Below are 21,292 nucleotides of genomic sequence, written 5' to 3' on the forward strand. Positions count from 1 at the left end.
ATCAAAACGGAATCCTTATATACAGTTGATAGCCCGCTCCCTTTGTTGTTGTGATTTCCAATGTACCATCCAACTCTTTAACACGCTTGCGCATCGCAGTCAAACCAAAGCCATATACTATATTTTCGCATCCTACGCCATTATCTTCGAGAAGAAAAAACACCGCATTATCCATCGGTCGAAGCATAAAGCAGAATTGTGTGCTTTGCCCATGACGAAGACCGTTCGTTAGTCCTTCCTGCAACGCATGATAGATCACCTTCTTATGCGACACAGGCAACCCAGGCAACGGTAGCAATTCATAGTTTATTCTTGCCCCGGTATGCTTTTCTGTTTCCTGGATAAGCTGCAGAACGGAAGGTAGCAACTCAAATCCCGACTCCTCCTCTTTAATCATGCGAACAGATTGGCGTATTTCATTCAGTCCTTTTCTTACCAAATCCTGCGATAATTCTAACTTTTCCAACGCTAACGGGATATCGCGGGCGATTAATCGTTTGCCGGCTTCGATTTGGACAATGGTCGTAGTAAGCGTATGACCCACAATATCGTGGATTTCTCCTGCAATCCGGTTTCTCTCTTCTAGAGCCGACATCTGGGCACGCGCCTCCGCCATCTCCTGCAGTGAATATTCGAGTGTCTTCGTCCTCTCCTCCACTCTCTTCTCAAGCGTGTTATTTAACTCCAGAAGCTCCACTGACATACTTTCCACAGTCGAGAAAGCCTTTGAAAACTTATGCGCAAGTGTAACGGAATGAATAAGGATAAAAAATACCAGACCGAATGGCGTCAAATCACCTGTATTCACCCATCCGAGGTAATAGAAAATATCATTTACACCCATCAGAAGATACATTAATCCGCCCGTTACATTAAGCAAAGCAAGCTTTCTTTTATAAAGCAACACCTTCATAAGCACATAAATCATGTAGAAAATTCCGTAGCCAACGAGCAAATAAAAGGCCAGAATAAACCATGTATAGATAGCAGGAGGCAGCAAAAGAACCGGGATCGCAAATATAATGAATGTCCATTTTGCCAGACGGACCATCATCTCTTTAACTTCATCAGGATACAATGAATAAATAAACAAAATAAACAGCGGCATGCTTAAGTAGAAAGCAAGATACTCGATTCTAAGACCAATATCCCATGGAAAGTTGGGAAAGAAACTTACCAGAATAACTTCACCAACCAGAAGAGCACGAATGCCTGTAATAATACAGAAAAAACCGAAATACAGCAGCGATTTATCCATGCGTAAAAACAAATAGAGGCTAAAATGATAGAATCCCATAATAAATAGGCTAGAAACAAAGAACATATCAAAAGCGAATTTTGCCTCTCTTTTTTTGGTTATTTGCTTTTCATCTCCGAACAGAATATCCTTCCATATCCCGCCTTTGCGGTGCATGAAGTTGGAGACCTGCAGGACAATTTCTACCGTTCCGTTTTGCGGTTGAAAATAAACTACCTGGGGCAAATACTGCGGCTGCATATCCGCTTTGCTTTTACCGACGACTCCATTCGATGCCACTTTCTTCCCGTCAATAAACAATGTGTAAGCGGTAGACGCGGTAGGCATATAAAGAGCCTTCGGCGTCCCTATTTCTTCAGGGTTGACGTTTACTTTCAAAACAAATGTGGCATACCCTTCCCCCGACAGCGTATGACCGCTGGCAGAATAGCCGTTCCAAGTTCCAGGCAACTGGAGAGTGCCCTTCTGTTGTTGGTTTACAGGTAAATCGGCAGGCGCAAGCAAACGATGCCAATAGAAATCCCACTCTCCACGCAACTTTAATACACCCTGGTTTGTAAAATTCCATTTCCCTGCATCCAAGACACCTTGGACAGCCGACGGCGCAGCTGACAGAACATGTCCATCCCGGGTGCACCCCGACAATACAGCGAGTAGTAAAAGCAAGATACAGAAAGTTACAAAAGTATATTTCATCGGATTTTTCCTCTTCAGTACAGAAAATCACTTCCCTCTCCACATTAGTCTCCGTATATAGTGATTCTATCGTGTTTCTCTTCTGTGGAATACATTAATTTCTATTTATTGGGGTAGTTATATAATATACAACCGAACAGGAGGAAAATCATGGCTGAAGATAACTCAATAAAAGGTAAGATGCCTCAGTTTCCAGAACCGTACTGGAGAACCTCCGTAGAGCTCCCATCCTTTCCAAAACTTACTGCTAATATAGAGACCGACGTTGCCATAGTGGGAGGAGGAATCTCGGGGATTACTACCGCTTATCTACTCGCAAAAGAAGGAATACGTGTCGCACTTATAGACTCCAGTACTATCCTCAACGGTACTACCGGGCATACTACTGCAAAAATAACCGCACAGCACGATATCATCTACAATGAATTTATCAATCATTTAGGTGAAGAAAAAGCTAAGCTTTACTATGAAGCGAACCATCAGGCTTTGCATTTCATAAAAAACACAGTGAGTGAAAATAAAATCCAATGCGAATTCACAGAAGAAGATGCTTATATTTATACAAATTCTGATGAATACTTGAGCAAGCTGAATGACGAATTCGCAGCCTATCAGCGGCTCGGGATCGAAAGCGAATATGTGGACACGCTTCCCCTTTCTTTACCAACGAAAGCGGCTATTATCATGAAAAAGCAAGCGCAGTTCCATCCACTCGCTTATTTAACGTATCTTGTGCAGGAGATCATCAATGCAGGCGGCGTCATATACGAAAACACGACAGCTACCGATATCGAAGAAGGAACTCCTCCTACAATCGTTACGAGAGACAGGCATAAAATTACGTGCAAGTATGCGGTGTCCTGTTCCCATTTCCCTTTCTATGATGGACTCAGTATGTATTTTGCGAGGATGTATGCTGACAGATCCTATGTATTGGGAATTAAAACGGAAAAAGACTACCCTGGCGGTATGTATTTAAGTGCTGAAAATCCGAAACGCTCTCTTAGATATACGTCGATGAACGGAGAAAAATTAATATTAGTAGGTGGCGAAAGCCATAAAACCGGACAAGGAATATGCACGATAAAGCACTATGAAGCCCTTGAATCCTTTGCTGAAGAGACGTTCGGCATTAAAGAGATTCCCTACCGTTGGTCTGCGCAGGACCTTGTAACTTTGGACAAGGTCCCTTATGTTGGACATATTACTTCTGGCCATCCGAATATTTTAGTTGCAGCAGGATACAGAAAGTGGGGTATGACCAACGGAACAGCCGCTGCCTTATTACTGCACGATATCATCACCGAAACAGAAAACCCTTATCATGAGCTTTACACACCTTCAAGATTTAATGCCGATCCTAGCGTAAAAAACTTCATCACGCAAAACGCCGATGTGGCAAAGCATTTGATCAGCGGAAAGTTGGAGTTTGTCTCTGTCAGACCTGAAGATTTAGCGAACGGCGAAGGCTCGGTTGTCACTGTTAACGGAAAAAGAGCAGGCGCTTATAAAGATGATGAGGGGAATCTACACATCGTTGATACAACTTGTACCCATATGGGCTGCGAACTTGAATGGAATCATGGCGAAAGAACATGGGATTGCCCTTGCCACGGCTCCAGATTTTCCATACATGGAAATGTTGTAGAAGGACCGGCAGAAAAACCTCTGCAACGAATTAAAACAGAATAATGCGATGTACAATACGGTGCTCCCCTCCATAATCAGATGGGGAGCGTGTATATTTTAATCCAAGCAAAATACACTGTCCATATCCCTTTTCTTATAGCCAATATAATAAAAATCGTTCGTTTCACAGTCATATATATATTCTTTTTTCCATTCGGAAATATTTTCGATAATTCTATGCATCGCGGTAATGAATTCATATACTTCCCGATTGGACATCGTAGGATGAACAGAGAATCGCACCCATCCTGGTTTACCAGAGAAATCACCCTTACTAATCTGCGATGCGATCATGTGAGATGCACTCTGATCAATTTGAAACAAATAATGCCCATATGTTCCCGCACACGAACATCCTCCACGCACTTGAAAACCAAACCGATCATTTAATAACCGAACGATTAAATTGTAATGGATCTCTTCCACAAAAAAAGAGACAATTCCCAACCTCTCTGGAATATGGTCAGCCAGTACATGCAGCTTCGGAACACTTTTCAGTCCAGGCATCAGAATATCCATTAACTCTTTTTCGCGCCGCAGTATATTTACCGTTCCCATTTGTTCTTTTAGCTTTATGCATAAAGCGGCTTTAATGGTTTGAAGGATTCCTGGCGTACCGCCATCTTCTCTCATTTCTATATTATGAATATACTGATGCTCTCCCCATGGATTAGTCCACAATACCGTTCCGCCTCCCGGTTTATCTGGAACCTCGTTGGAATATAACCTTGAGTCGAAAATAAGTACCCCACTCGAACCCGGACCGCCCAAAAATTTATGAGGAGAAAAGAAAATACCATCCAGTTTTTCAAGAGGTGATGGAGGATGCATATCGATATCTACATAAGGAGCCGAAGCCGAAAAATCAACAAAACAAACCCCTCCATACTCATGCATCTTCCTGGCCAGTCGATGGTATGGCGTTTGAATGCCTGTTACATTTGAACAGGCGGTAAATGAACCGATTTTCCATTTTCGATGGCGATATTTCTCGAGAAGCAGCTCTAATTTCTCTATGCTGACTCTTCCTTCCTCATCCGGCTCTATAATAATAGTGTCTCCAATGGTTTCCAGCCATGAAAGATGATTAGAGTGATGTTCCATATGTGTTATGAAAATAATTGGGCGATTTTCTTCGGCGATAGTTACTTTGTCTTTTGCTATTTCAGGCCACCGTAATCCCATCATTCGTTGCAGTTTATTTACAACCCCTGTCATTCCGGATCCATCCATGATAATAACATCATGCTCATCGGCATGTACGTGCTTTTTTATAATTTTTTGAGCCTGTTTATATGCTAGAGTCATAACTGAACTTGTAATATTCGATTCCGTATGCGTATTAGCAAAAAATGGCCCAAACTCATCACAAATTTTTGTCTCAATCGGGCGATACAGACGCCCACTTGCAATCCAATCGGCATAAATCATCCGTTTTTCTCCGTAAGGAGAAATGAAGTTCTGCTCATTACCAACAATATTTTTTCTGAATTGCAAAAAATACATCTCTAGCTCTTCAAAAAACCGATACGTTTCATTCCCTATCTTCGCTGTAATCAATCCGCCCCCTCCTTTCGCTAACCAACCCCCACTATCTAGATTATGATGTCAGTCGAAAGTAGGTTAAAAAGGGAAGGCCACTAGCCAACTAAAAAAAGAAGACCAAACATGCACTTAGCTGTCTGGTCCTCTTTTTTGATGGATAAGAAAGTACTAATTGAAAAACTCGCGAGGCGCGTGGCACGGCGGATGAAAAAGGACGAGCGGCAACGCCCATGAGTTTTTTATCATTTCTCATTCAAATCGCAGTTACCATAACCATAGCTATGAGAACTTCTGAACTTTCAACGAGGAGCGGCGTATTGAACCATCTTTATATTCCCATAGCTTTCCTTTTGAATTTGAAATGTAAAGAATATCATTTTTCTCGTCATAATCAATACTGGCGATATGGACCTTGCCAATCTGCAGCTTTTGCAGCCCATTTGATGCCGTATATTTGTACAACTCGTCCTTCTCTTCGTTTTTCATATGGACATAGAAAAACTCCAAATAAGGCGAAAAATAAATGTCTTCTATCTTTCCTTCTTTATCTGGCCATTTATAAACGGGAACCGGTTCATCATGTGATCTCTGCATGAGGCGCAGTTCCTGTCCCCTTCGTTTCTCGACCATATAAAGCAGTGCATTGGACTGTCCCAACCATTTCATGTAGGTAATATTCCCGTCTTCCTCCAGCGAATCCCTTCCACTCCGATCTTCGATGATGAGCTTGCTTTCATCTTCTCCCGTTACATAAGCGAGATGAAGAGAGTCGGAAGTCATATCATACCGGACAGCATCATCTGGAACGGTAAGCCGCTTTTTCTCTCCTGATTCCATGCCTGCAGCAGACACTCGTTCTCCTTCTAGAGAAGGCGGCGCCAGGAAATCATCCAGTTGATACAAAGCACCGAATTGAACAATGGTAAGCACCGCCATTCCTATAAACCATAATGATACTTTTCGTATTTTTTTAATGCTCGACACTATTCTTCACTCCGTCTACGATAAAACTAGTGGCTACATAGCGCTCCCCAAGAGGATTGGAAGGCGCCACCAGGAAATCGCCTTGATAGTACAGTTCGGAACTATAACCGCCGTCAAGGTTTGCGGCAAATTCAGCACCGTTATCCAACATAATTTTCTCACAGTCCAGTAACGTAGCCCCCACTCCGTCGCTTCCTCGTCCAGATAATGCCAGCAATAAAATCGCTCCATCGCTCCGCTGTCCAATAGCCGAGCGAGGTGCAATGCCCCAGGAACCGTCATCCTCTCCCAAGAACGGCCGCCCATCCTTTACAAGCTGAGGACCAAAAGAAATCGCATCCTGGATGCCAAGCTCTTTTATTTCTTCATACTTATATTTTCCGATAATCAAAGCTCCCTGTTCCGTAATACCGATAACAGGCTGACGAACCGATTGATCGCCGCTGATATATTTACCACGCGAAATTGTAATTCCCATCGGAATACCGCCTGTGCCTTTACCCTTCACATCATAAAAACCTCCAGCGTTAATCCCCCCGACTGCATTTGCGTCTTTTACCATTTCACTCACAGTTTGTCCGACATTATTAATATGCTTAGTCACAGCGACATGAACGCGTTTCGGATCTTTTACTACTAACAGACTGCCGTTATATCTCTTTTCTTCTATAGGAATGACTTCAATCCCATCGTCATGCACATCGGAAAAATTGTCCGTTCTCATATCTCCTTCGCTCATTTTATCCATGCCTACCGGTTTGTACTTAGCAAGGGCTGTAGGCGAATAGAAATATTCGATATACCAAGGGTGCCTGCTGGTTAATACGGCCCCGATAACCGTACTACGTAGATGCTCGAACGGCCCGTATAACACAAGTGCGGCGGTCGACAATCCCACATAAATAGACAGCAATATTCCGATCCCAAGAAGTTTGCCTTTTTTCTTGCGGCGTTTTCTTCTTCTCGGTAACGTATCCTTCTTATCTATCTTTACAACTGACATCTAAACCATTTCTCCTTTTTTCGCCATCTCCCCAAATATATACTATAGATACTAAAATTGATTGACAACAAAGATAAATGAAGAAAACCCTTAATTTTCTTTTGTTTTCTCCATTTTAATCATGTTTACGATAAAAGAGGCATCTAACTAAAAAAGTTTATCATACTTATATATCGGTATCGGAAAAACGATGATAAATAAAGAAAGTCGGTCAAGTTTGTCGCTTGACCGACCTTCTTTCGAACATAGCTTTAAATACCTGTTCCCGAAATATGTATAGCCCGCTTTTCGAATATATCCATCACAACCGCAAACGCACTCAGTGCTTTTGGAAATCCGACATAAACGGTACATTGAAGCACAACTTCCATGATTTCCTTTGGGGTCAGCCCGATATTTAGTGCGGCGTTCACATGCATAGGCAATTGCTCGGTTGCACCTTGCGTAATTAAGGATGAGAGAGTAACAAGCTCTCTTTCCTTTAAATCTAAGCCAGGTCTGGAATAAATATCAGCGAACCCATTGGAAATAATCAAGTTGGCCAAATCCGGGCACAATGCATGGATACGCTCCAACTCTGCAACACCATCAGTTCCGGTCAACACCTTAAAAACTTCCCATCCTTTTTGATAACGTTCGTTTTCCATAAAGCCTTCTCCCTTTTCTTTTTTTGATTATTCCGTATGTTTTATCTATGTTTCTATCTTAGCAGGCTATTATCAAAAAACAGAGAGTTAAATTCCAAATAGAGTAAAATTCAAAAAGTTGACAAATTAGTTTGTTATTTCGACATTCTTTTACGGTTATAAAGAAGGAAATTTAATACATTTGTAGAATTATTTAAGAGAACTAGTGCCTTATACATAGATTGATTCACTGTTAAGTGAAGCAAATATTCCTACAATACTCAAAAAGAATAGGAAACGTGCACCCACTATCTCCTTATTCCAGATAATTTACAAGTTTATTCGACTCGTAATGAGCGGTAACCCCCCCCTCAAGATTCTGAGGAAACAAAAAGCGAGGTAGAGGATACTGCCCGTAAAGGTCCGATTGGTTCACCTAGTCATCAGTGGAGGATATGCGCTCGGGAAGGGAGACGAAAAGCCTTGTTTGTGTCCCGTTGTGGTGGTCTTTTTCTCTCGGAACAATCAACACCCTTGGTATCCATAGATGGATAGAAAAGAATGACGCGTACGGCGTGCATCTTATTCGTTCAAATCTATGGATAATCAACAGATGTGATGTTATTTAGAATAAATTTTGAACACTAGAGGTTGGAAAATGTCTAATTACGAATCCCTCTACATCCAGATATCCAAACAAAAATGTGCAAATATGGGCCTCAACCCGTATATTTTACCTCAACCTTCAGCAATCCCTGTTACAGAACTAAAACAAAGGCAAGAGCAGTATAAAGAAATTCTTTCTACCATTAATTTTTTCGCAAAAAAAATGTTGTTTTTCGTAAACAGACATCCTGTTGTATTGCTTGTTACCGATAAAAATGCAACCATTCTCGATATGTACGGTGACAAAGTAATTATCAATCATGTACAGCAAATAGGGATTGATGTAGGAATCCAATTTAATGAGGAGGAGATGGGCACAAATTCAATCAACCTAGCATTGGAACAATTGCATCCCGTCAAAGTAATCGGCCCGGAACACTATCACGGTCATCTTAATGAAGCTGCATGCTATACCGTTCCTTTTACGTATAATACTTTTGATAATTTAGCCGGCTCCCTAACTATTTTTACAAACATGGAAAATGCTAATGATGTTTATTTAGGAATGCTTCTGGCTGTAGTAGATTCCGTTGAGAGGGAACTCGTTCTGCGCAGACAAAATCAAAAGCTCTTTGTATTGAACCAAATTATGATGAGCACAACCAAAAATGGAATTATCTTGACAGACAATAGGGGAACCATCATCGATGCGAACGATTCGACGGAAAACATAACCGGATATAAAAAGAATGAGATAATAGGACGCTCTATTGCAATGCTTCAGCCTATCGCAGAATATATGTACAATACATTACAACATGAACAAATTCACGAGGATATTCTTGTTGAATTTGTTACAGGTACACAACAACAAAAAACAATTTGTCTTTTTGATACTTTACCTATTTACGATGAAAAAAACATCTTAAACGGGGCATATTGCCAATTCAGAGATATAACTGATAGGCATAATCTTGAGAAGCAAATCATTATCTCTGAAAAATTTTCGGCGATAGGTAAGCTATCCGCTGGCTTTGCACATGAGATACGAAACCCTCTAACCTCTATTGCGGGCTTCATTCACTTATTGAAAGAAAAAACTCACCCGGATGATGCAAACAATTATTACTTTGAAATTATTCAAAATGAGCTGGAACGTGTTAAGAAGCTGGTCACGAATTTTATAGTAGTAGCCAAACCAGATACCCCTGTCAGAAAGGAGCACGACCTCCGAAAAGTAATGATGGAGACTGTCGAATTAATGGAAAGTCATGCTCTTCTATGCAAAGTGAACATTCAATGCAATCTTTCCAGCGTTCCACTTCTCTTGCATATCGATGCTATGCAAATTAAACAAGTCATTATGAATATCATCCAAAATTCAATCGAAGCCCTACCAGACGGTGGCAATATCACCATTCAAATAGAGGAAACAGGTAATGAAAATGTTGTAATCAGTATCCAAGATAATGGCTGCGGAATGACAAAAAATGAATTAGACCAGGTTATGAATCCTTTCTTCACTACAAAAGATGACGGACTCGGACTTGGTTTATCTATTTCATATCGGATTATAGAAAGTCATAAAGGTTCTCTGCACGTTTTTTCCGAAAAAGGAACGGGGACTACTTTTAATATTATTCTTCCTAAAACCATTGGAAAGGAATGAAGATACATGACTACTATTGCATCCGCTTTTGTCCACCATATTAAAAAACTCGGAGTTACACACGTTTTTGGAATCCCTGGCAAGTCGATTGTTCCTCTTCTCATTGAATGCGAAAAACAGTCTATTCCTTTCATATTGTCCCGACACGAATCTGGTGCCGGCTTTCAGGCATCCGGCTACGCTATTAAAAACCAAACAATAGGGGTAGCCATCGGCACATCAGGACCGGGGGGAACGAACCTGATTACAGCCGCTGGACAGGCCAAAGCTTTTCATCTCCCCGTTCTCTTTATTACGGGACATCCTTCAATGAAACATACAGGCAGAGCCCTTGCCCAGGATTCTACAGCCTTTGGTACTGATATGGTTAAATTGTTCGAGCCTGTGACCAAGTTTAGTGCCCGGGTCGAGAGAAGCGATGTATTCCCTATGTATTTCCGCCATGCACTGGAGCAATCTCTTACAGGAGTAAAAGGACCTGTACACTTGTCCATTCCGCTTGATGTATTGCTTGAAGAAACCGTACCGTTTGACATCTTTGCACCCCGGACATCTTTCCCTCTTACCTCAACAGGAATAAGCGATGCGCTTCCCATCATAGAACAAGCAAAAAGACCGGTCATGATTCTTGGAAAAGGCGTACATGCCGCCCTTGCATATGAAGAAGTCCGTACACTGGCAGAAACGTGGGGAATTCCGGTTGTAACCACTCCTGGAGGCAAGGGAACATTTCCGACCCTTCATCCATTATCGCTAAACAGCTTTGGACTTGGAGGAACACAACAAGCTGAAACCTATTTACGCTCCGGAGTTGACCTCATTCTCGTCATCGGATCTAGGTTAAACGACATGTCCACAGCCGGTTTTACCGAGGATATGTATCCTAAGCATGTTATCCACTTTGATTATGAATCACATTACATCCAGAAATCATTACCCGTTCCTACATGCTTTATCCAAGGTGACATCAAGCAGAATATACATGAACTTGTAAAAGCAGCTTCTCCTGAGCAAAAGACACAATATGAAAACGCTTTCTCGCAAGTAGCCGTAACACGTGAAATGGAAATACCACAGACTCGTTCTGAAATCGGTACGGATTATCCCTTTATTTCAGCCGTAGAAGCCGTTCGGACATTGCGGGTAGCCCTTCCTATGGATGCGGTTGTTTTTGGAGATGAAGGAAGCCATTCTTTTTATGCGATTCAAAACTTCGATATTTATAAACCTGGCACGTTTTTCTTTGATGCTGCATTTGGAACAATGGGCTATTCACTAAGCTACGCGATTGGAGCAAAAGTGGCCTCGCCTAGCGATACTATCGCATGCCTGTGCGGAGACGGATCTTTATTTATGCATGGAACTGAAATTTCAACTGCGGTTAACCAAAATATTGCTGTTCTATTTATTGTGCTTAATAATAGCCGATTGGATATGGTGGATAAAGGAATGTCCAGTCATTTTGGAAGATCCATTGGTTCTATATACGATACCGGTGTCCATGTTCAAAAATTCGCCGAATCCCTTGGTGCAAAAGCGTTTCGTTGCCAAACGAGCGAAGAAATTATGTCATCCGTACACCAGGCAATGGCGCACAATGGCCCGTCCGTTATCGAAATTATGGTAGATCCACATGAGGTCCCCCCTACTTTACTCCGCGGATAATCCGCTAAACAATTAGGTAGCCAAAGAATTCTGATATATAAAACGGGCCGCTTTCTGTAGAAGCGACCCGTTTCCTTATTTCCTTTTTTACATTCAACGGATAAGTCCAAGCCATTCCCAATACAGAACACAAAGAAGTACAATTAAAATAACAGCAAGAAGAAAATAAGCATTCCTACCACAAAAACGAGAAAAGCAGGTAAAGCATATAAAAACCATTGCAGCAAGCCCTAACCCCGCTGCCCCTTTGCTCCGATCGGAAAATCCCATCGATTCAGAAAGCGTCTGGGCAATTGGAACGCCAAGCGCTGTTTTTGCCGTCGATGATGGGATCAGCGGGTTGAGCACCATCCCGCTGAACACAATACCCCAGTATTGTTCTATCGTACAGTCTATTGCAAAGGCTTATTGTAGTGCATACCGTACTGCCTCTTCCGCATGAATGTATGTTGTATCAAATAATGGAACTTCCGAATCTTCGGGTTTTACAAGCAATGTAATCTCCGTACATCCCAGGATGATTCCTTCTGCTCCTTTTTGTATCAGGTTTTTTATAATTTTCTTATAGCTCTCTCTTGATTTAGAATTTATCTTTCCTTTACAAAGCTCTTCAAAGATGACTTGATGCACCACTTCACGCTCTTCTTCAGTAGGAATGAATACATCGATTCCTAGTTTTTGAAACCTTTTTATGTAAAACTCCTGCTCCATTGTATATTTCGTAGCCAAAAGGCCAACTTTACTAAGCCCACTTGCGAGAATTTGAGATACAGTGGCATCAACAATGTGCAATAATGGAATCTCAATCGCTTGTTCGACCTGCTCCGCCACTTTATGCATTGTATTCGTACAGATAACAATTATATCGGCTCCTGCCTTCTCAAGCTGTCGAGCTGTATGTATTAGTACGTCTGCAGCTTCTTCCCACTTTCCTTCTTTTTGTAATGCTACAATTTCTTCAAAGTTTACGCTATACATAATGGTTTTTGCTGAGTTGAGGCCTCCAAGCTTCTTTTGTACTAGCTCATTCATGATTTTATAATACAAAATAGAAGACTCCCAGCTCATTCCACCGATCAGACCAACCGTTTTCAATGTCATCAACCTTTCTTTTCTCTTTTTTAGCTCTTACTCCCATCATAGCTTCTTCTCTTTTCACAAATCAAATTAATGTTTATGATAATATACATGAATAAAAACTCATGATACATGGAGAGATGCTCATGACGTTAACACAATTAGAAGTATTCACTGCAGTTGTGAAGGAAAGAAGTTTCACCAAAGCGGGACTTACTCTAGGAATGACCCAATCGGCTGTTAGTCATGTTATCTCAAGCCTTGAAGCTGAGCTGGGAATTTCTTTGCTTGTACGGGATCGAAGAGGAGTTAAAGCAACGGAAGCAGGAGAACGAGTCCTTGTCCATGTCCGCGAAATTTTATATCGTACCTCTCAAATCCAACAAGATGTTTCTTCTCTAAAGGTGTTGGAGTCCGGCACCGTAAAGATCGGTAGCTTTCCAAGCATATCGGCTCGCTTGTTACCAAGAATTCTATCTGATTTTAAAGTACGCTATCCAGGAATTGAGCTCATTCTTTTTGAAGGAACAAATCAAGAGGTTAGAAATTGGATTCACACGGGAGCTGTTGATGTAGGCTTTGTTTCTTTACCGGATGAAGAATTCGACACCGTTCCGATAACCCAGGATGAAATGGTCGTTATACTGCCGGAAAATCATCCGCTGGCCCATGAAACGTCCATTCTGATAGAAGATATTAAAACAGAATCCTTTATTTTGACCAAAAGCGGATGTGAAGGACTTGTTTTGCGTGTCTTTCATCCTTTTATGCCACGGATTCAATTTGAAGTGAGAGAAACCGGAACCATTCTAACTATGGTACAACAAGGATTAGGTATTACTATCCTGCCTGCCATGGCGATTCCTTCTGCCTTTCCTCATGCGAGCATTCTTCACTTGAATCCGCCTATCTACAGACAGTTAGGGTTAGCAGTCCGTTCACTAAAATCTACCGCTTTATGCGTACTAACCTTTATTGAACACACAAAAAACTGGATTCAAGCAAACAAAATCGAATGATGACTTCCATAAAAAATGGACAAGCCTTATCGCTTGTCCAATCCTTATTCAGAAACTTACTTTCTAAATTAATCAAAACGCCAGCAGCTCAGACTGAGCGTGCCGTACTGGTACTCCTGATGCAATAGAGTTCCTTTTCGCCCATTATCCGCCGCTCCCATCGCAGGTAACAAAGGAATAAAGTGCTCATTGCGCGGCACCGCCTCCCGCGCATATGGCGCCTCTGTCTCATACGCAAACAAAGACTCGGTATCCCATTTCTCAATCTTTTCTTCCAGCCAATCGTCAAACTTCACCGCCCATTCTTCCGCTTCCGTACTCTGCCAGTTTACCTGACGCAGATTATGCACCGTACCTCCACTTCCGATAATCATGACCCCGTCTTTTCTAAGTGGGGCGAGTGCCTGACCGATGCGGTACTGCTCCTGCGGCGACAAGCCTGGATTAACGGACAGGACAACCACCGGAATATCGGCTTGTGGATACAGGAGACGCAGTACAACCCATGCACCGTGATCAATTCCCCGGACCGCGTCGGAGCGAGTAGCTACTCCCTGTCCATCCAGCAGGTCAATTACTCGCTTTGCTAGCTCCTTATCTCCTTTGGCTGGATAGATGATTTCATACATCTCTGGTGGAAATCCGTAAAAGTCATATATCATGTCATACTTTTCTACTGTGCTTACTACCTGTACTGGTTCTTCCCAATGCGCCGAAAACAAAACAATCGCGCGAGGAATAGGTAAGTGGGAGCCAAGCTCTTTCAACATTTTCGTATAATCATTATTTTCCAATGCCAGCGTCGGTGCGCCATGTGCAATAAAGAATGACGGCATCATACTGAATTCTCTCCTTTTCATTTCGTGCTTTTTATAAATCTCGTATGAATATAAAGTAAAACTTCACTCAGTAGGGGTATTACTACCCGTTAAGGCGGGATAAACTTGTACACTAACAGATACACCCATACCTTACTTTATTATATTAACTTATTTATTTATATTTGTAAATTCATTTCATTCACAATCATATAAGCTGAAGCTCTTCAGTTAGTTTGTTCCATTCTATTCATCATATGAAAAAACCGCCAAATAAACGGGCGGTTTCCTTAGTTGTATATACCTTCTCACTGTCATGGCTTCACTAGCATATCCGATTATAATTCCCGCTCGGTCAACTTCTTACCTTGTAGACCCAAAACGCTAATACGACCATGCTCATATCCTTGTGGTAACCGGCTTTTTGCGAATCCCTGTACTGCATTCAAGATATAATTTGACTGACTTCCCGGTTTTTCCAGGTTTGTTCGTACCGCTATATAGACATTGCCATTATCCATCGACACATCATATCCTTTAATATATTGCGCCCAGTGTGTTTTAAGCGTAGAAAAATCAAAATTTCTCTTCATATATATTTCAAGTTCTTCACTTAATCCTTGCTCCATCGCTGCTTCGGATTCAGCCATTGCGACCGGGGCAATCATCTGTCGCAGCACGCCTTCTGTCTGCGCATCCGTATTCCGGTATAAATAATCGTCCTGCATCTTTAATCCAAACACGATCCCGATAAAAACCGCAACAAGGATTCCATTCACACTGATTCGCATTATAGATGCTCCCCCTTTTTCTCTCTTGCTCATTTATCTAAATATTTAGATAAAATAAAACAAAATCCTTCTGGAAATTATTTCATCGCAAATAAAGGAGGGCTTGCAATGAATAAAAATACACCCTATGTTCGCGTTCCTAAAGAATCAACACTCTTGGTATCCATAGGTGGATGGAAAAGAATCACGCATATGACGTGCGTTCCTCTCCTTCCACTTTATGGATAACCACCAGGCGCATTACTAAATATCGGTTTATATGGAAGGATTATGATTTCGGAAAAGCGGAAGACTGATATGAAAAGTTGTTCCCTTCCCTACTTCACTTTCCACACGGATGTCCCCTTGATGGTTTTTTATAATATTATAGCTCACCATCAACCCTAGACCTGTTCCTTTTTCCTTCGTCGTATAAAAAGGTTGCCCAAGGTTCGATATTTTCTCCTGTGGTATCCCACAACCTTGATCAATAAAAGAAACGATGACGTTCTCCCTCGCTCCTTTTTTTACCCTAATTGTTACCTTCCCCTTGCCTTCCATAGAGTCAATTGCATTCTTCAATATATTAATAAAAACCTGGTTTAAGTGATTAGCTTCACATTGAATATTGAGAACATTATATTCACAATCCAATTCGATCTCGGTATTTTTAAGAATAGCGTGCGGGTTCATTAATGTCATTGCTCTATTTATTACTGAGGTTAAGTTTTCTTTTTGATAATTTATTTTTTGTGGCTTTGCCAGCATCAAAAATTCGGTTGTAATGTCTTCAATGCGGTTTAGTTCGTCCATCATAATTTGAGCGTATTCTTTACTTTCATTCACACTTCTCTGAAGCAGCTGTGTAAATCCTTTTAAAGAAGTTAATGGGTTTCTGATTTCATGAGCTACTCCCGCAGCTAGCTCTCCTATAATATTCAAAGTGTGCGCTTTTTGAATTACTTCTTCCGCATGATTTCGAATCGTCATATCCCGAAATACAGACATCTTTACTTTTTCTTTATTAAAAATAATAGGGATTTCTATACATTCAACATCAAGAGTGTTTCCATCAAATCTAATAAGTTTACCTTTTTTAAATGTAACGGTTTCCTTCTCACTACTATAAACATCCAGATTTTGCGTAATATTTGCTGAGTAATCTGTCTTTACCAGATTACATAATGATGTAGTAAGGATCTCATCGTGATTTTCCCCACCTAGAAGTCTAACTCCTGCCTTATTTACAAAAATGCATGTATCATTTGAGTGGACGAGAATCATATCAGGAAAAAATTCGACAAGCCGCTGGTAGCGCTTTTCACTTTCGCTTAATTCAAGCTTGGCCTGCTTAAGCCTAGTAATATCACGAGAAATAACCAAAAGGAACTTCCTTTCACCATTATCGTGAAACATAGGAATTTTAATCACGTCAAAATCTGTAGTTCCTCCACCCTTTTTTGCAAATACTTCTTCAAATCGAGTTTCTGCTCTATTAAGCCATGTCTGTTCATCTGTTCTTTCACAATGAAGCAATTCATCATAAGAAAGTGCACAATATGGCTCTAGCTCTACATCGGTTTTTCCTTTGTAAACATCGGCCTCCATTTGGAAGGTTTGGATAGCGGCATGATTTGCAAAAAGCCATCGACCGTCTTTATCCTTAAGATTTACAAAGTCGGGTATAGAATTAATAATAAGGCTTAAAAGGCACTCTTGTTGTTTTTCAGAAACATGCTTTTCTACTATCCATTTCTTGATTAATAAGTAAATAAAAACCGAAGTGATAAAGCTAAGAATAATACTTTTAAAAATAAAGTTATTTATGTAAGCATCTGGACTATTAATCAAATGGATTAACAATTTATCCAGAAACAATCCTAATATAATTGAACAAAAAAAGTAAACGACAGGAATCAAAATAAGTTGTTTGTTCATTTTTTTTCCACTTGATTTTGTACCCATTTTATCTCCCCGCCTAAATATTAACGGGTTGTTTCAAAAAATTCTATCCATTCACCATCTGCTCCGGCAAAAAAAATATAGCGTGAACCATCTGGTAGTGTTTCTATTTCCTCTGTAAGAAAAGTGATATCAAGGCTTTTCAGACGCTCGATTTCTTCCTCAAGGCTATCGACTTTAAAACAGATATGATGCACTTTTCCCTCGGCAGGCAAATTGTTGTTGTAGCCTTCAATTAGCTCCATTATGGTTTCTTGAGATTCTTCGAATCCAAGAAAGGCTAATTTAAGTTCTGGATTAGGATGACCCATTTTCTTTATTAAATCTAGACCAACAACATCCTGATAAAACTGAATCGATTTCTCAAGATTTTTCACCATAATGCACACATGTTCAATTCTTCTAACTCCCATTTTCTTTACCGCTCCCTTTTTACATTTTTCTACATTTTATATATTAACATTTAATTACAGAAAAAGTAGTTTTATTTTTTGAAATTTATGTTAAATCAATCAAAAAAGGTCGCTTTATTCATAATAAGCGACCTTTTTCTTCATTTATTATAGGAACCTTCGGTGACATTTCTTTCCATCATATGTGAATAATACCCGTCGATCCTCGATCCGCGTCTCCATATGAACCGACTTGCCCCATAGCTTATGTGCATACGGCAGTGTCTTCTCCAAATATTTCACATCCAGCTCCATGCCCTCAAACTGGTGGAACAGATACAATTCTCCATTATGGAGATAGTCACCGTCCTGAACTTGAATATAAGGGAATCCACCGTTTACCCGGCTTGTGACCAATTGATCCCGCACGATTTCCCACGTTTTATCCGTAATCGTCCAGTCATTACCCTGGCGGCTGAACACATACATATCCGTCTTTTCCACCAGGTCCTTGGTCAAATAATTGCGGATGAAAGAAATATCACTATCCAACTCACGCACCTCAAAAATCTTCTCTCTTCCCTTGCCGGGCTTGCGCCCAAAACGTTCCTCTTCTTCTTTCGTCGGATGGTTCCAACGCTCCTCAATATCTTCGAAAATCTTAAGCCCCAGATAATACGGATTGATACTAGTGGTGGATGGCTGAACAACGCCCGCATTAAGCTTGGCGTATTCAATCGTCTCGTCTTCCGTTAAATCCATCTCCCGCAAAATCCGCTGATGCCAATACGATGCCCAGCCCTCGTTCATAATCTTCGTCTCAATCTGCGGCCAAAAATACAGCATCTCTTCCCGCATGATAGTCAGTACATCCCGCTGCCAATTCTCCAAGCGTGGACTGAACTCTTCGATAAACAGCAGCAAATCCTTCTCAGGTTCCGGCGGGAAACGCTCTGTACGCTTCTTCGCCTCTTCTTCTTCTGTTGTCTTGCGCTTTTGTTCTTCTTCATCAAGTAGCCACAAATCACCATATGGATGTTTCTGTCCGGTTTTAAGCGCTGCTCTCGTCTTCTCCGGATCTTCTGCCCAACTAAAATGACGACGCAGACTCGGATCGACATGCTCTTGTATAGCCAATATTGCATCCAAAAACTCTTCTACTGTCTGTTTACCATATCGAATTTCATACTCGCGTAGCCGTTCTGCCGTCGCCGCCATGCTCTCTACCATATCCCGGTTCGTTTGGCTGAACCGGACATTATTCTTGAAGAAATCGCAGTGTGCCAATACATGGGCCACAATAAGTTTATTTTGGATAAGCGAATTGCCGTCGAGAAGAAATGCATAGCATGGATTCGAGTTAATGACCAACTCGTAAATCTTACTTAGCCCTAAATCATACTGTAGCTTCATCCGATGAAACGATTTTCCGAAGCTCCAATGCGAGAAGCGGGTCGGCATGCCATACGCCCCAAATGTATAGATAATATCTGCCGGACAGATTTCGTAGCGCATCGGATAGAAATCGAGTCCGAATCCTTTGGCGATTTCCGTAATTTCATCTACCGCCCGCTCCAAATGACGAATTTCTTCCCCTGTCATGTTTGCATGGCCTCCTTCCCGAAGAAGGTCTTCAGCGCTTTATAGACCTCGCCTTTTTCACGAACAATGCAATGTTTAAATTTCGGATCTTTAATATGCTTATAGGCCGACATTAAAGTAGAGTGTCTGTTATACTGATTGAACTCCTGATGATATATACAAATTAATCAGTCTTTCCATTTACGTACCATTATATACCCCTTCCTTAGAAAATATACTTATATCTCGACTACGAGTATATGAATACTTAAAGGAAGGTATGACGGTTAAAAAGAAAAAAACACCATCCATACGGACAGCGGTAGGCTTTTAACTTTATCCTCTATTGAAGCAAGTTTAATTTCGCTACTACTTTACAGCTTCAATAACTTTCTTTGCTTTTTCATGAAGTTCCGGGCGTTGTTTTGCATACTCCAAAAATGCTTCCTCTAAAATATCTTGCTGATCTTTCTCTGTAATAAATGACCAGGCTTTTAAAAGGTCGATGGTTTCCTCGTGAAGTCGGTATGTGCGTGTTTTCTTTGCCATTACTTCCGCCCCTTTCGAACAACGCGGAAATAACGTTCAAGTCGTTCGGCCCGCGCTTTTTCTTCTTTGTATTCCCGTTTTGTTTGTTTGTAGTCTTTAATGGAAAGTATAAGTGAATAAGCAGAGACAAGAAATGCAACGATAGCGACAATGCCGACTATCCAGTATATCCATCCCATAAAGACCCCTCACTTTACAATGTGGTATAAAGGGGATAAAATAAGCGTATAAAGTGAATAGGAGTGACAAGCGGCTTTTACACCGCTTGCCTTGCTTTTACCTGACCCGTTACGAGCGCCGGGAACGCTTTACGGGTCTTTTCCTTTTATCGCGCTTTTCCTCAGCTTCCCGCTTTTTGCGTTCGGCTCTTTCCTTCAATCGATTGTCTGTAAAAACAATGATTGAGTTGGAGAGAATTAAGCAAGACGAAAGGAAAGCCAGTAAAACAATATCCTCCTGCTTCAAACTTTACACCCCCTTTCCGGGGCAGGGCTTGTTTCATCCCCTATATACAGCATATTATATTTATATAAGTATGCAAATATAAAAATGTGAAATGAATGAAAAAAGCCCCGTGATCCAACGGACAACAGGGCTTCCTTGTCAACTTTGTATTTTAGCTTACTTACTTTTCATTTACTGGTCGCATGGCTAGCGCGTTCTCAACAGAGAAATATCGTGTCACTCTCTGTTTGAAACAATACGCTCGAATCCTTCCGTTTTTTACTGACAATAACCGCATCTTCCTTTGACTCAGTTCTCCATTCCGGTTTAGGTAGATAACCAAACCAAGTAACCGCTCAAGGAACGAATTTAATATACCTGTAATTATAGACTCCCCTTTTCTTGGACAGAGAAAAGAGGAGTTGTTCGGTTGCAAATAAAGGAGTGAAGTTTATTTACCTTCTTTATTTATTTTGGATTTTAACATTATCTTTATTCACCTTTTAATGGTATTGCACCATAATTACTTTGCTGCATAATTATAATGGTAGCGGATGCCGTCTCTTGATAAAAATACAAGGGAGCGGATAATGTCTTTTGATAAAAAACACAAAGGGACCATAAGCCTCTTTGTGTTTTGCAGAAGACACCCTAATTTTTACTTCCTTGATTATTTTATGCATTTATGGAGAAGAAAATGCTTTTCATTCATTTTATAGATGCTACAATTTTTTAACATGGTGTTATCCCTTTATGGATTCTAACCTTTCGGCATAACACTCCTTACATAGTAACTCATTGACTTCTTCGTTCTCTTTATAAAGAGTAATGCGATGAATGCTTTCCATTGGATATCCACAGTAATAACACGTATCCATTTACTTTTCCTCCTGTATACAAAGATGTAAACAGGAATATCGTTCCCTTATACTTTAAAAA

The 21,292-nt window shown here is 40.8% G+C and carries 20 protein-coding genes and 1 pseudogene; 4 read left to right on the top strand and 17 right to left on the bottom strand.

Features of this window, described 5'->3' with window-relative positions; genetic code table 11:
* Window position 1 precedes the first annotated feature (1 nt).
* A complete protein-coding gene (locus AF333_RS01225) occupies window positions 2–1,954 on the bottom strand; it encodes a sensor histidine kinase (RefSeq protein WP_043068674.1) in 1,953 nt (650 codons plus the stop codon).
* Window positions 1,955–2,104: 150 nt separating this feature from the next.
* On the opposite strand from AF333_RS01225, the gene AF333_RS01230 reads away from it, so the two are divergent.
* Entirely contained in the window at window positions 2,105–3,646 is a 1,542-nt protein-coding gene (locus tag AF333_RS01230) for an FAD-dependent oxidoreductase (protein WP_139188884.1), read from the top strand.
* A 54-nt stretch (window positions 3,647–3,700) separates the two neighbouring features.
* Here the strand turns inward: AF333_RS01230 and AF333_RS01235 are convergent, their stop codons facing one another.
* The 4 genes from AF333_RS01235 to AF333_RS01250 form a co-directional block, all read right to left on the bottom strand.
* Window positions 3,701–5,149 carry an aminotransferase class V-fold PLP-dependent enzyme gene (locus AF333_RS01235; RefSeq protein ID WP_043068719.1) on the bottom strand — a complete coding sequence of 483 codons (1,449 nt, stop codon included), beginning with the start codon at window positions 5,147–5,149 and terminating at the stop codon, window positions 3,701–3,703.
* Window positions 5,150–5,467: 318 nt separating this feature from the next.
* A complete protein-coding gene (locus AF333_RS01240; protein WP_043068673.1) occupies window positions 5,468–6,172 on the bottom strand; it encodes a hypothetical protein in 705 nt (234 codons plus the stop codon).
* Window positions 6,159–7,175 (bottom strand): phosphodiester glycosidase family protein, encoded by a 1,017-nt coding sequence (locus AF333_RS01245; RefSeq protein WP_043068672.1) that lies wholly within the window; start codon window positions 7,173–7,175, stop codon window positions 6,159–6,161. The genes AF333_RS01240 and AF333_RS01245 overlap by 14 nt, the downstream gene beginning before the upstream one ends.
* Window positions 7,176–7,426: 251 nt before the next feature.
* Window positions 7,427–7,822, bottom strand: a complete 396-nt coding sequence (locus AF333_RS01250; protein WP_043068671.1) for a carboxymuconolactone decarboxylase family protein — start codon at window positions 7,820–7,822, stop codon at window positions 7,427–7,429.
* A gap of 637 nt (window positions 7,823–8,459) precedes the next feature.
* Here AF333_RS01250 and AF333_RS01255 point away from each other — a divergent pair.
* Both AF333_RS01255 and AF333_RS01260 read left to right on the top strand, forming a co-directional pair.
* Window positions 8,460–10,076, top strand: a complete 1,617-nt coding sequence (locus AF333_RS01255; protein ID WP_043068670.1) for an ATP-binding protein — start codon at window positions 8,460–8,462, stop codon at window positions 10,074–10,076.
* A gap of 6 nt (window positions 10,077–10,082) precedes the next feature.
* The gene (locus AF333_RS01260; protein WP_043068669.1) at window positions 10,083–11,741 is read left to right on the top strand and encodes a thiamine pyrophosphate-binding protein; all 1,659 of its coding nucleotides are present in this window, start codon (window positions 10,083–10,085) and stop codon (window positions 11,739–11,741) included.
* 93 nt (window positions 11,742–11,834) lie between these two features.
* Here AF333_RS01260 and AF333_RS01265 read toward each other — a convergent pair whose 3' ends face one another.
* Window positions 11,835–12,104 carry a hypothetical protein gene (locus AF333_RS01265; protein ID WP_141391414.1) on the bottom strand — a complete coding sequence of 90 codons (270 nt, stop codon included), beginning with the start codon at window positions 12,102–12,104 and terminating at the stop codon, window positions 11,835–11,837.
* A 42-nt stretch (window positions 12,105–12,146) separates the two neighbouring features.
* Complete coding sequence (locus tag AF333_RS01270) at window positions 12,147–12,836, bottom strand: aspartate/glutamate racemase family protein (RefSeq protein WP_043068718.1); 690 nt, start codon at window positions 12,834–12,836, stop codon at window positions 12,147–12,149.
* A gap of 128 nt (window positions 12,837–12,964) precedes the next feature.
* Between AF333_RS01270 and AF333_RS01275 the strand changes: the two genes are divergently transcribed.
* Window positions 12,965–13,837: a LysR family transcriptional regulator gene (locus tag AF333_RS01275; RefSeq protein ID WP_043068667.1), complete on the top strand. Its 873-nt coding sequence runs from the start codon at window positions 12,965–12,967 to the stop codon at window positions 13,835–13,837.
* A 68-nt stretch (window positions 13,838–13,905) separates the two neighbouring features.
* On the opposite strand, the gene AF333_RS01280 is transcribed toward AF333_RS01275, so the two are convergent.
* The 10 genes and pseudogenes from AF333_RS01280 to AF333_RS36620 form a co-directional block, all read right to left on the bottom strand.
* The gene (locus AF333_RS01280; protein ID WP_043068666.1) at window positions 13,906–14,676 is read right to left on the bottom strand and encodes a DODA-type extradiol aromatic ring-opening family dioxygenase; all 771 of its coding nucleotides are present in this window, start codon (window positions 14,674–14,676) and stop codon (window positions 13,906–13,908) included.
* Window positions 14,677–14,993: 317 nt separating this feature from the next.
* A complete protein-coding gene (locus AF333_RS01285; protein WP_043068665.1) occupies window positions 14,994–15,446 on the bottom strand; it encodes a hypothetical protein in 453 nt (150 codons plus the stop codon).
* 255 nt (window positions 15,447–15,701) lie between these two features.
* Window positions 15,702–17,390 carry a PAS domain-containing sensor histidine kinase gene (locus AF333_RS01290; RefSeq protein ID WP_052812384.1) on the bottom strand — a complete coding sequence of 563 codons (1,689 nt, stop codon included), beginning with the start codon at window positions 17,388–17,390 and terminating at the stop codon, window positions 15,702–15,704.
* Between the two features lie 20 nt (window positions 17,391–17,410).
* On the bottom strand, window positions 17,411–17,800 hold the full coding sequence (locus tag AF333_RS01295) for a VOC family protein (protein ID WP_043068664.1): 390 nt from the start codon (window positions 17,798–17,800) through the stop codon (window positions 17,411–17,413).
* Window positions 17,801–17,947: 147 nt separating this feature from the next.
* The gene (locus tag AF333_RS01300) at window positions 17,948–19,381 is read right to left on the bottom strand and encodes a SpoVR family protein (protein WP_043068663.1); all 1,434 of its coding nucleotides are present in this window, start codon (window positions 19,379–19,381) and stop codon (window positions 17,948–17,950) included.
* Window positions 19,378–19,527 (bottom strand): annotated as a pseudogene (locus AF333_RS34445) (sporulation protein YhbH); the annotation flags it as partial. The pseudogene AF333_RS34445 and the gene AF333_RS01300, both read right to left, overlap by 4 nt.
* A gap of 202 nt (window positions 19,528–19,729) precedes the next feature.
* Window positions 19,730–19,909, bottom strand: coding sequence for a hypothetical protein (locus AF333_RS01305; protein ID WP_043068662.1), 180 nt, complete (start codon window positions 19,907–19,909; stop codon window positions 19,730–19,732).
* Complete coding sequence (locus AF333_RS01310; RefSeq protein WP_043068661.1) at window positions 19,909–20,088, bottom strand: hypothetical protein; 180 nt, start codon at window positions 20,086–20,088, stop codon at window positions 19,909–19,911. The genes AF333_RS01305 and AF333_RS01310 overlap by 1 nt, the downstream gene beginning before the upstream one ends.
* A gap of 109 nt (window positions 20,089–20,197) precedes the next feature.
* On the bottom strand, window positions 20,198–20,374 hold the full coding sequence (locus AF333_RS33335; RefSeq protein WP_158502536.1) for a hypothetical protein: 177 nt from the start codon (window positions 20,372–20,374) through the stop codon (window positions 20,198–20,200).
* 722 nt (window positions 20,375–21,096) lie between these two features.
* On the bottom strand, window positions 21,097–21,231 hold the full coding sequence (locus AF333_RS36620; RefSeq protein ID WP_255322209.1) for a hypothetical protein: 135 nt from the start codon (window positions 21,229–21,231) through the stop codon (window positions 21,097–21,099).
* Window positions 21,232–21,292: the final 61 nt, after the last annotated feature.

Origin of the sequence: Aneurinibacillus migulanus, from assembly GCF_001274715.1 — a bacterium.
Taxonomy (GTDB): Bacteria; Bacillota; Bacilli; order Aneurinibacillales; family Aneurinibacillaceae; genus Aneurinibacillus; species Aneurinibacillus migulanus.

Bases quoted from the DNA above. Each gene is read 5' to 3' on its own strand.
- AF333_RS01235 (WP_043068719.1), bottom strand. From the start codon at position 5,149: ATGTATTTTTTGCAATTCAGAAAAAATATTGTTGGTAATGAGCAGAAC.
- AF333_RS01300 (WP_043068663.1), bottom strand. From the start codon at position 19,381: ATGACAGGGGAAGAAATTCGTCATTTGGAGCGGGCGGTAGATGAAATT.
- AF333_RS01255 (WP_043068670.1), top strand. From the start codon at position 8,460: ATGTCTAATTACGAATCCCTCTACATCCAGATATCCAAACAAAAATGT.
- AF333_RS01280 (WP_043068666.1), bottom strand. From the start codon at position 14,676: ATGATGCCGTCATTCTTTATTGCACATGGCGCACCGACGCTGGCATTG.
- AF333_RS01250 (WP_043068671.1), bottom strand. From the start codon at position 7,822: ATGGAAAACGAACGTTATCAAAAAGGATGGGAAGTTTTTAAGGTGTTG.
- AF333_RS01230 (WP_139188884.1), top strand. From the start codon at position 2,105: ATGGCTGAAGATAACTCAATAAAAGGTAAGATGCCTCAGTTTCCAGAA.
- AF333_RS01260 (WP_043068669.1), top strand. From the start codon at position 10,083: ATGACTACTATTGCATCCGCTTTTGTCCACCATATTAAAAAACTCGGA.
- AF333_RS01310 (WP_043068661.1), bottom strand. From the start codon at position 20,088: ATGGGATGGATATACTGGATAGTCGGCATTGTCGCTATCGTTGCATTT.
- AF333_RS01295 (WP_043068664.1), bottom strand. From the start codon at position 17,800: ATGGGAGTTAGAAGAATTGAACATGTGTGCATTATGGTGAAAAATCTT.
- AF333_RS01275 (WP_043068667.1), top strand. From the start codon at position 12,965: ATGACGTTAACACAATTAGAAGTATTCACTGCAGTTGTGAAGGAAAGA.
- AF333_RS01245 (WP_043068672.1), bottom strand. From the start codon at position 7,175: ATGTCAGTTGTAAAGATAGATAAGAAGGATACGTTACCGAGAAGAAGA.
- AF333_RS01305 (WP_043068662.1), bottom strand. From the start codon at position 19,909: ATGGCAAAGAAAACACGCACATACCGACTTCACGAGGAAACCATCGAC.
- AF333_RS01225 (WP_043068674.1), bottom strand. From the start codon at position 1,954: ATGAAATATACTTTTGTAACTTTCTGTATCTTGCTTTTACTACTCGCT.
- AF333_RS36620 (WP_255322209.1), bottom strand. From the start codon at position 21,231: ATGGATACGTGTTATTACTGTGGATATCCAATGGAAAGCATTCATCGC.
- AF333_RS01285 (WP_043068665.1), bottom strand. From the start codon at position 15,446: ATGCGAATCAGTGTGAATGGAATCCTTGTTGCGGTTTTTATCGGGATC.
- AF333_RS01290 (WP_052812384.1), bottom strand. From the start codon at position 17,390: ATGGGTACAAAATCAAGTGGAAAAAAAATGAACAAACAACTTATTTTG.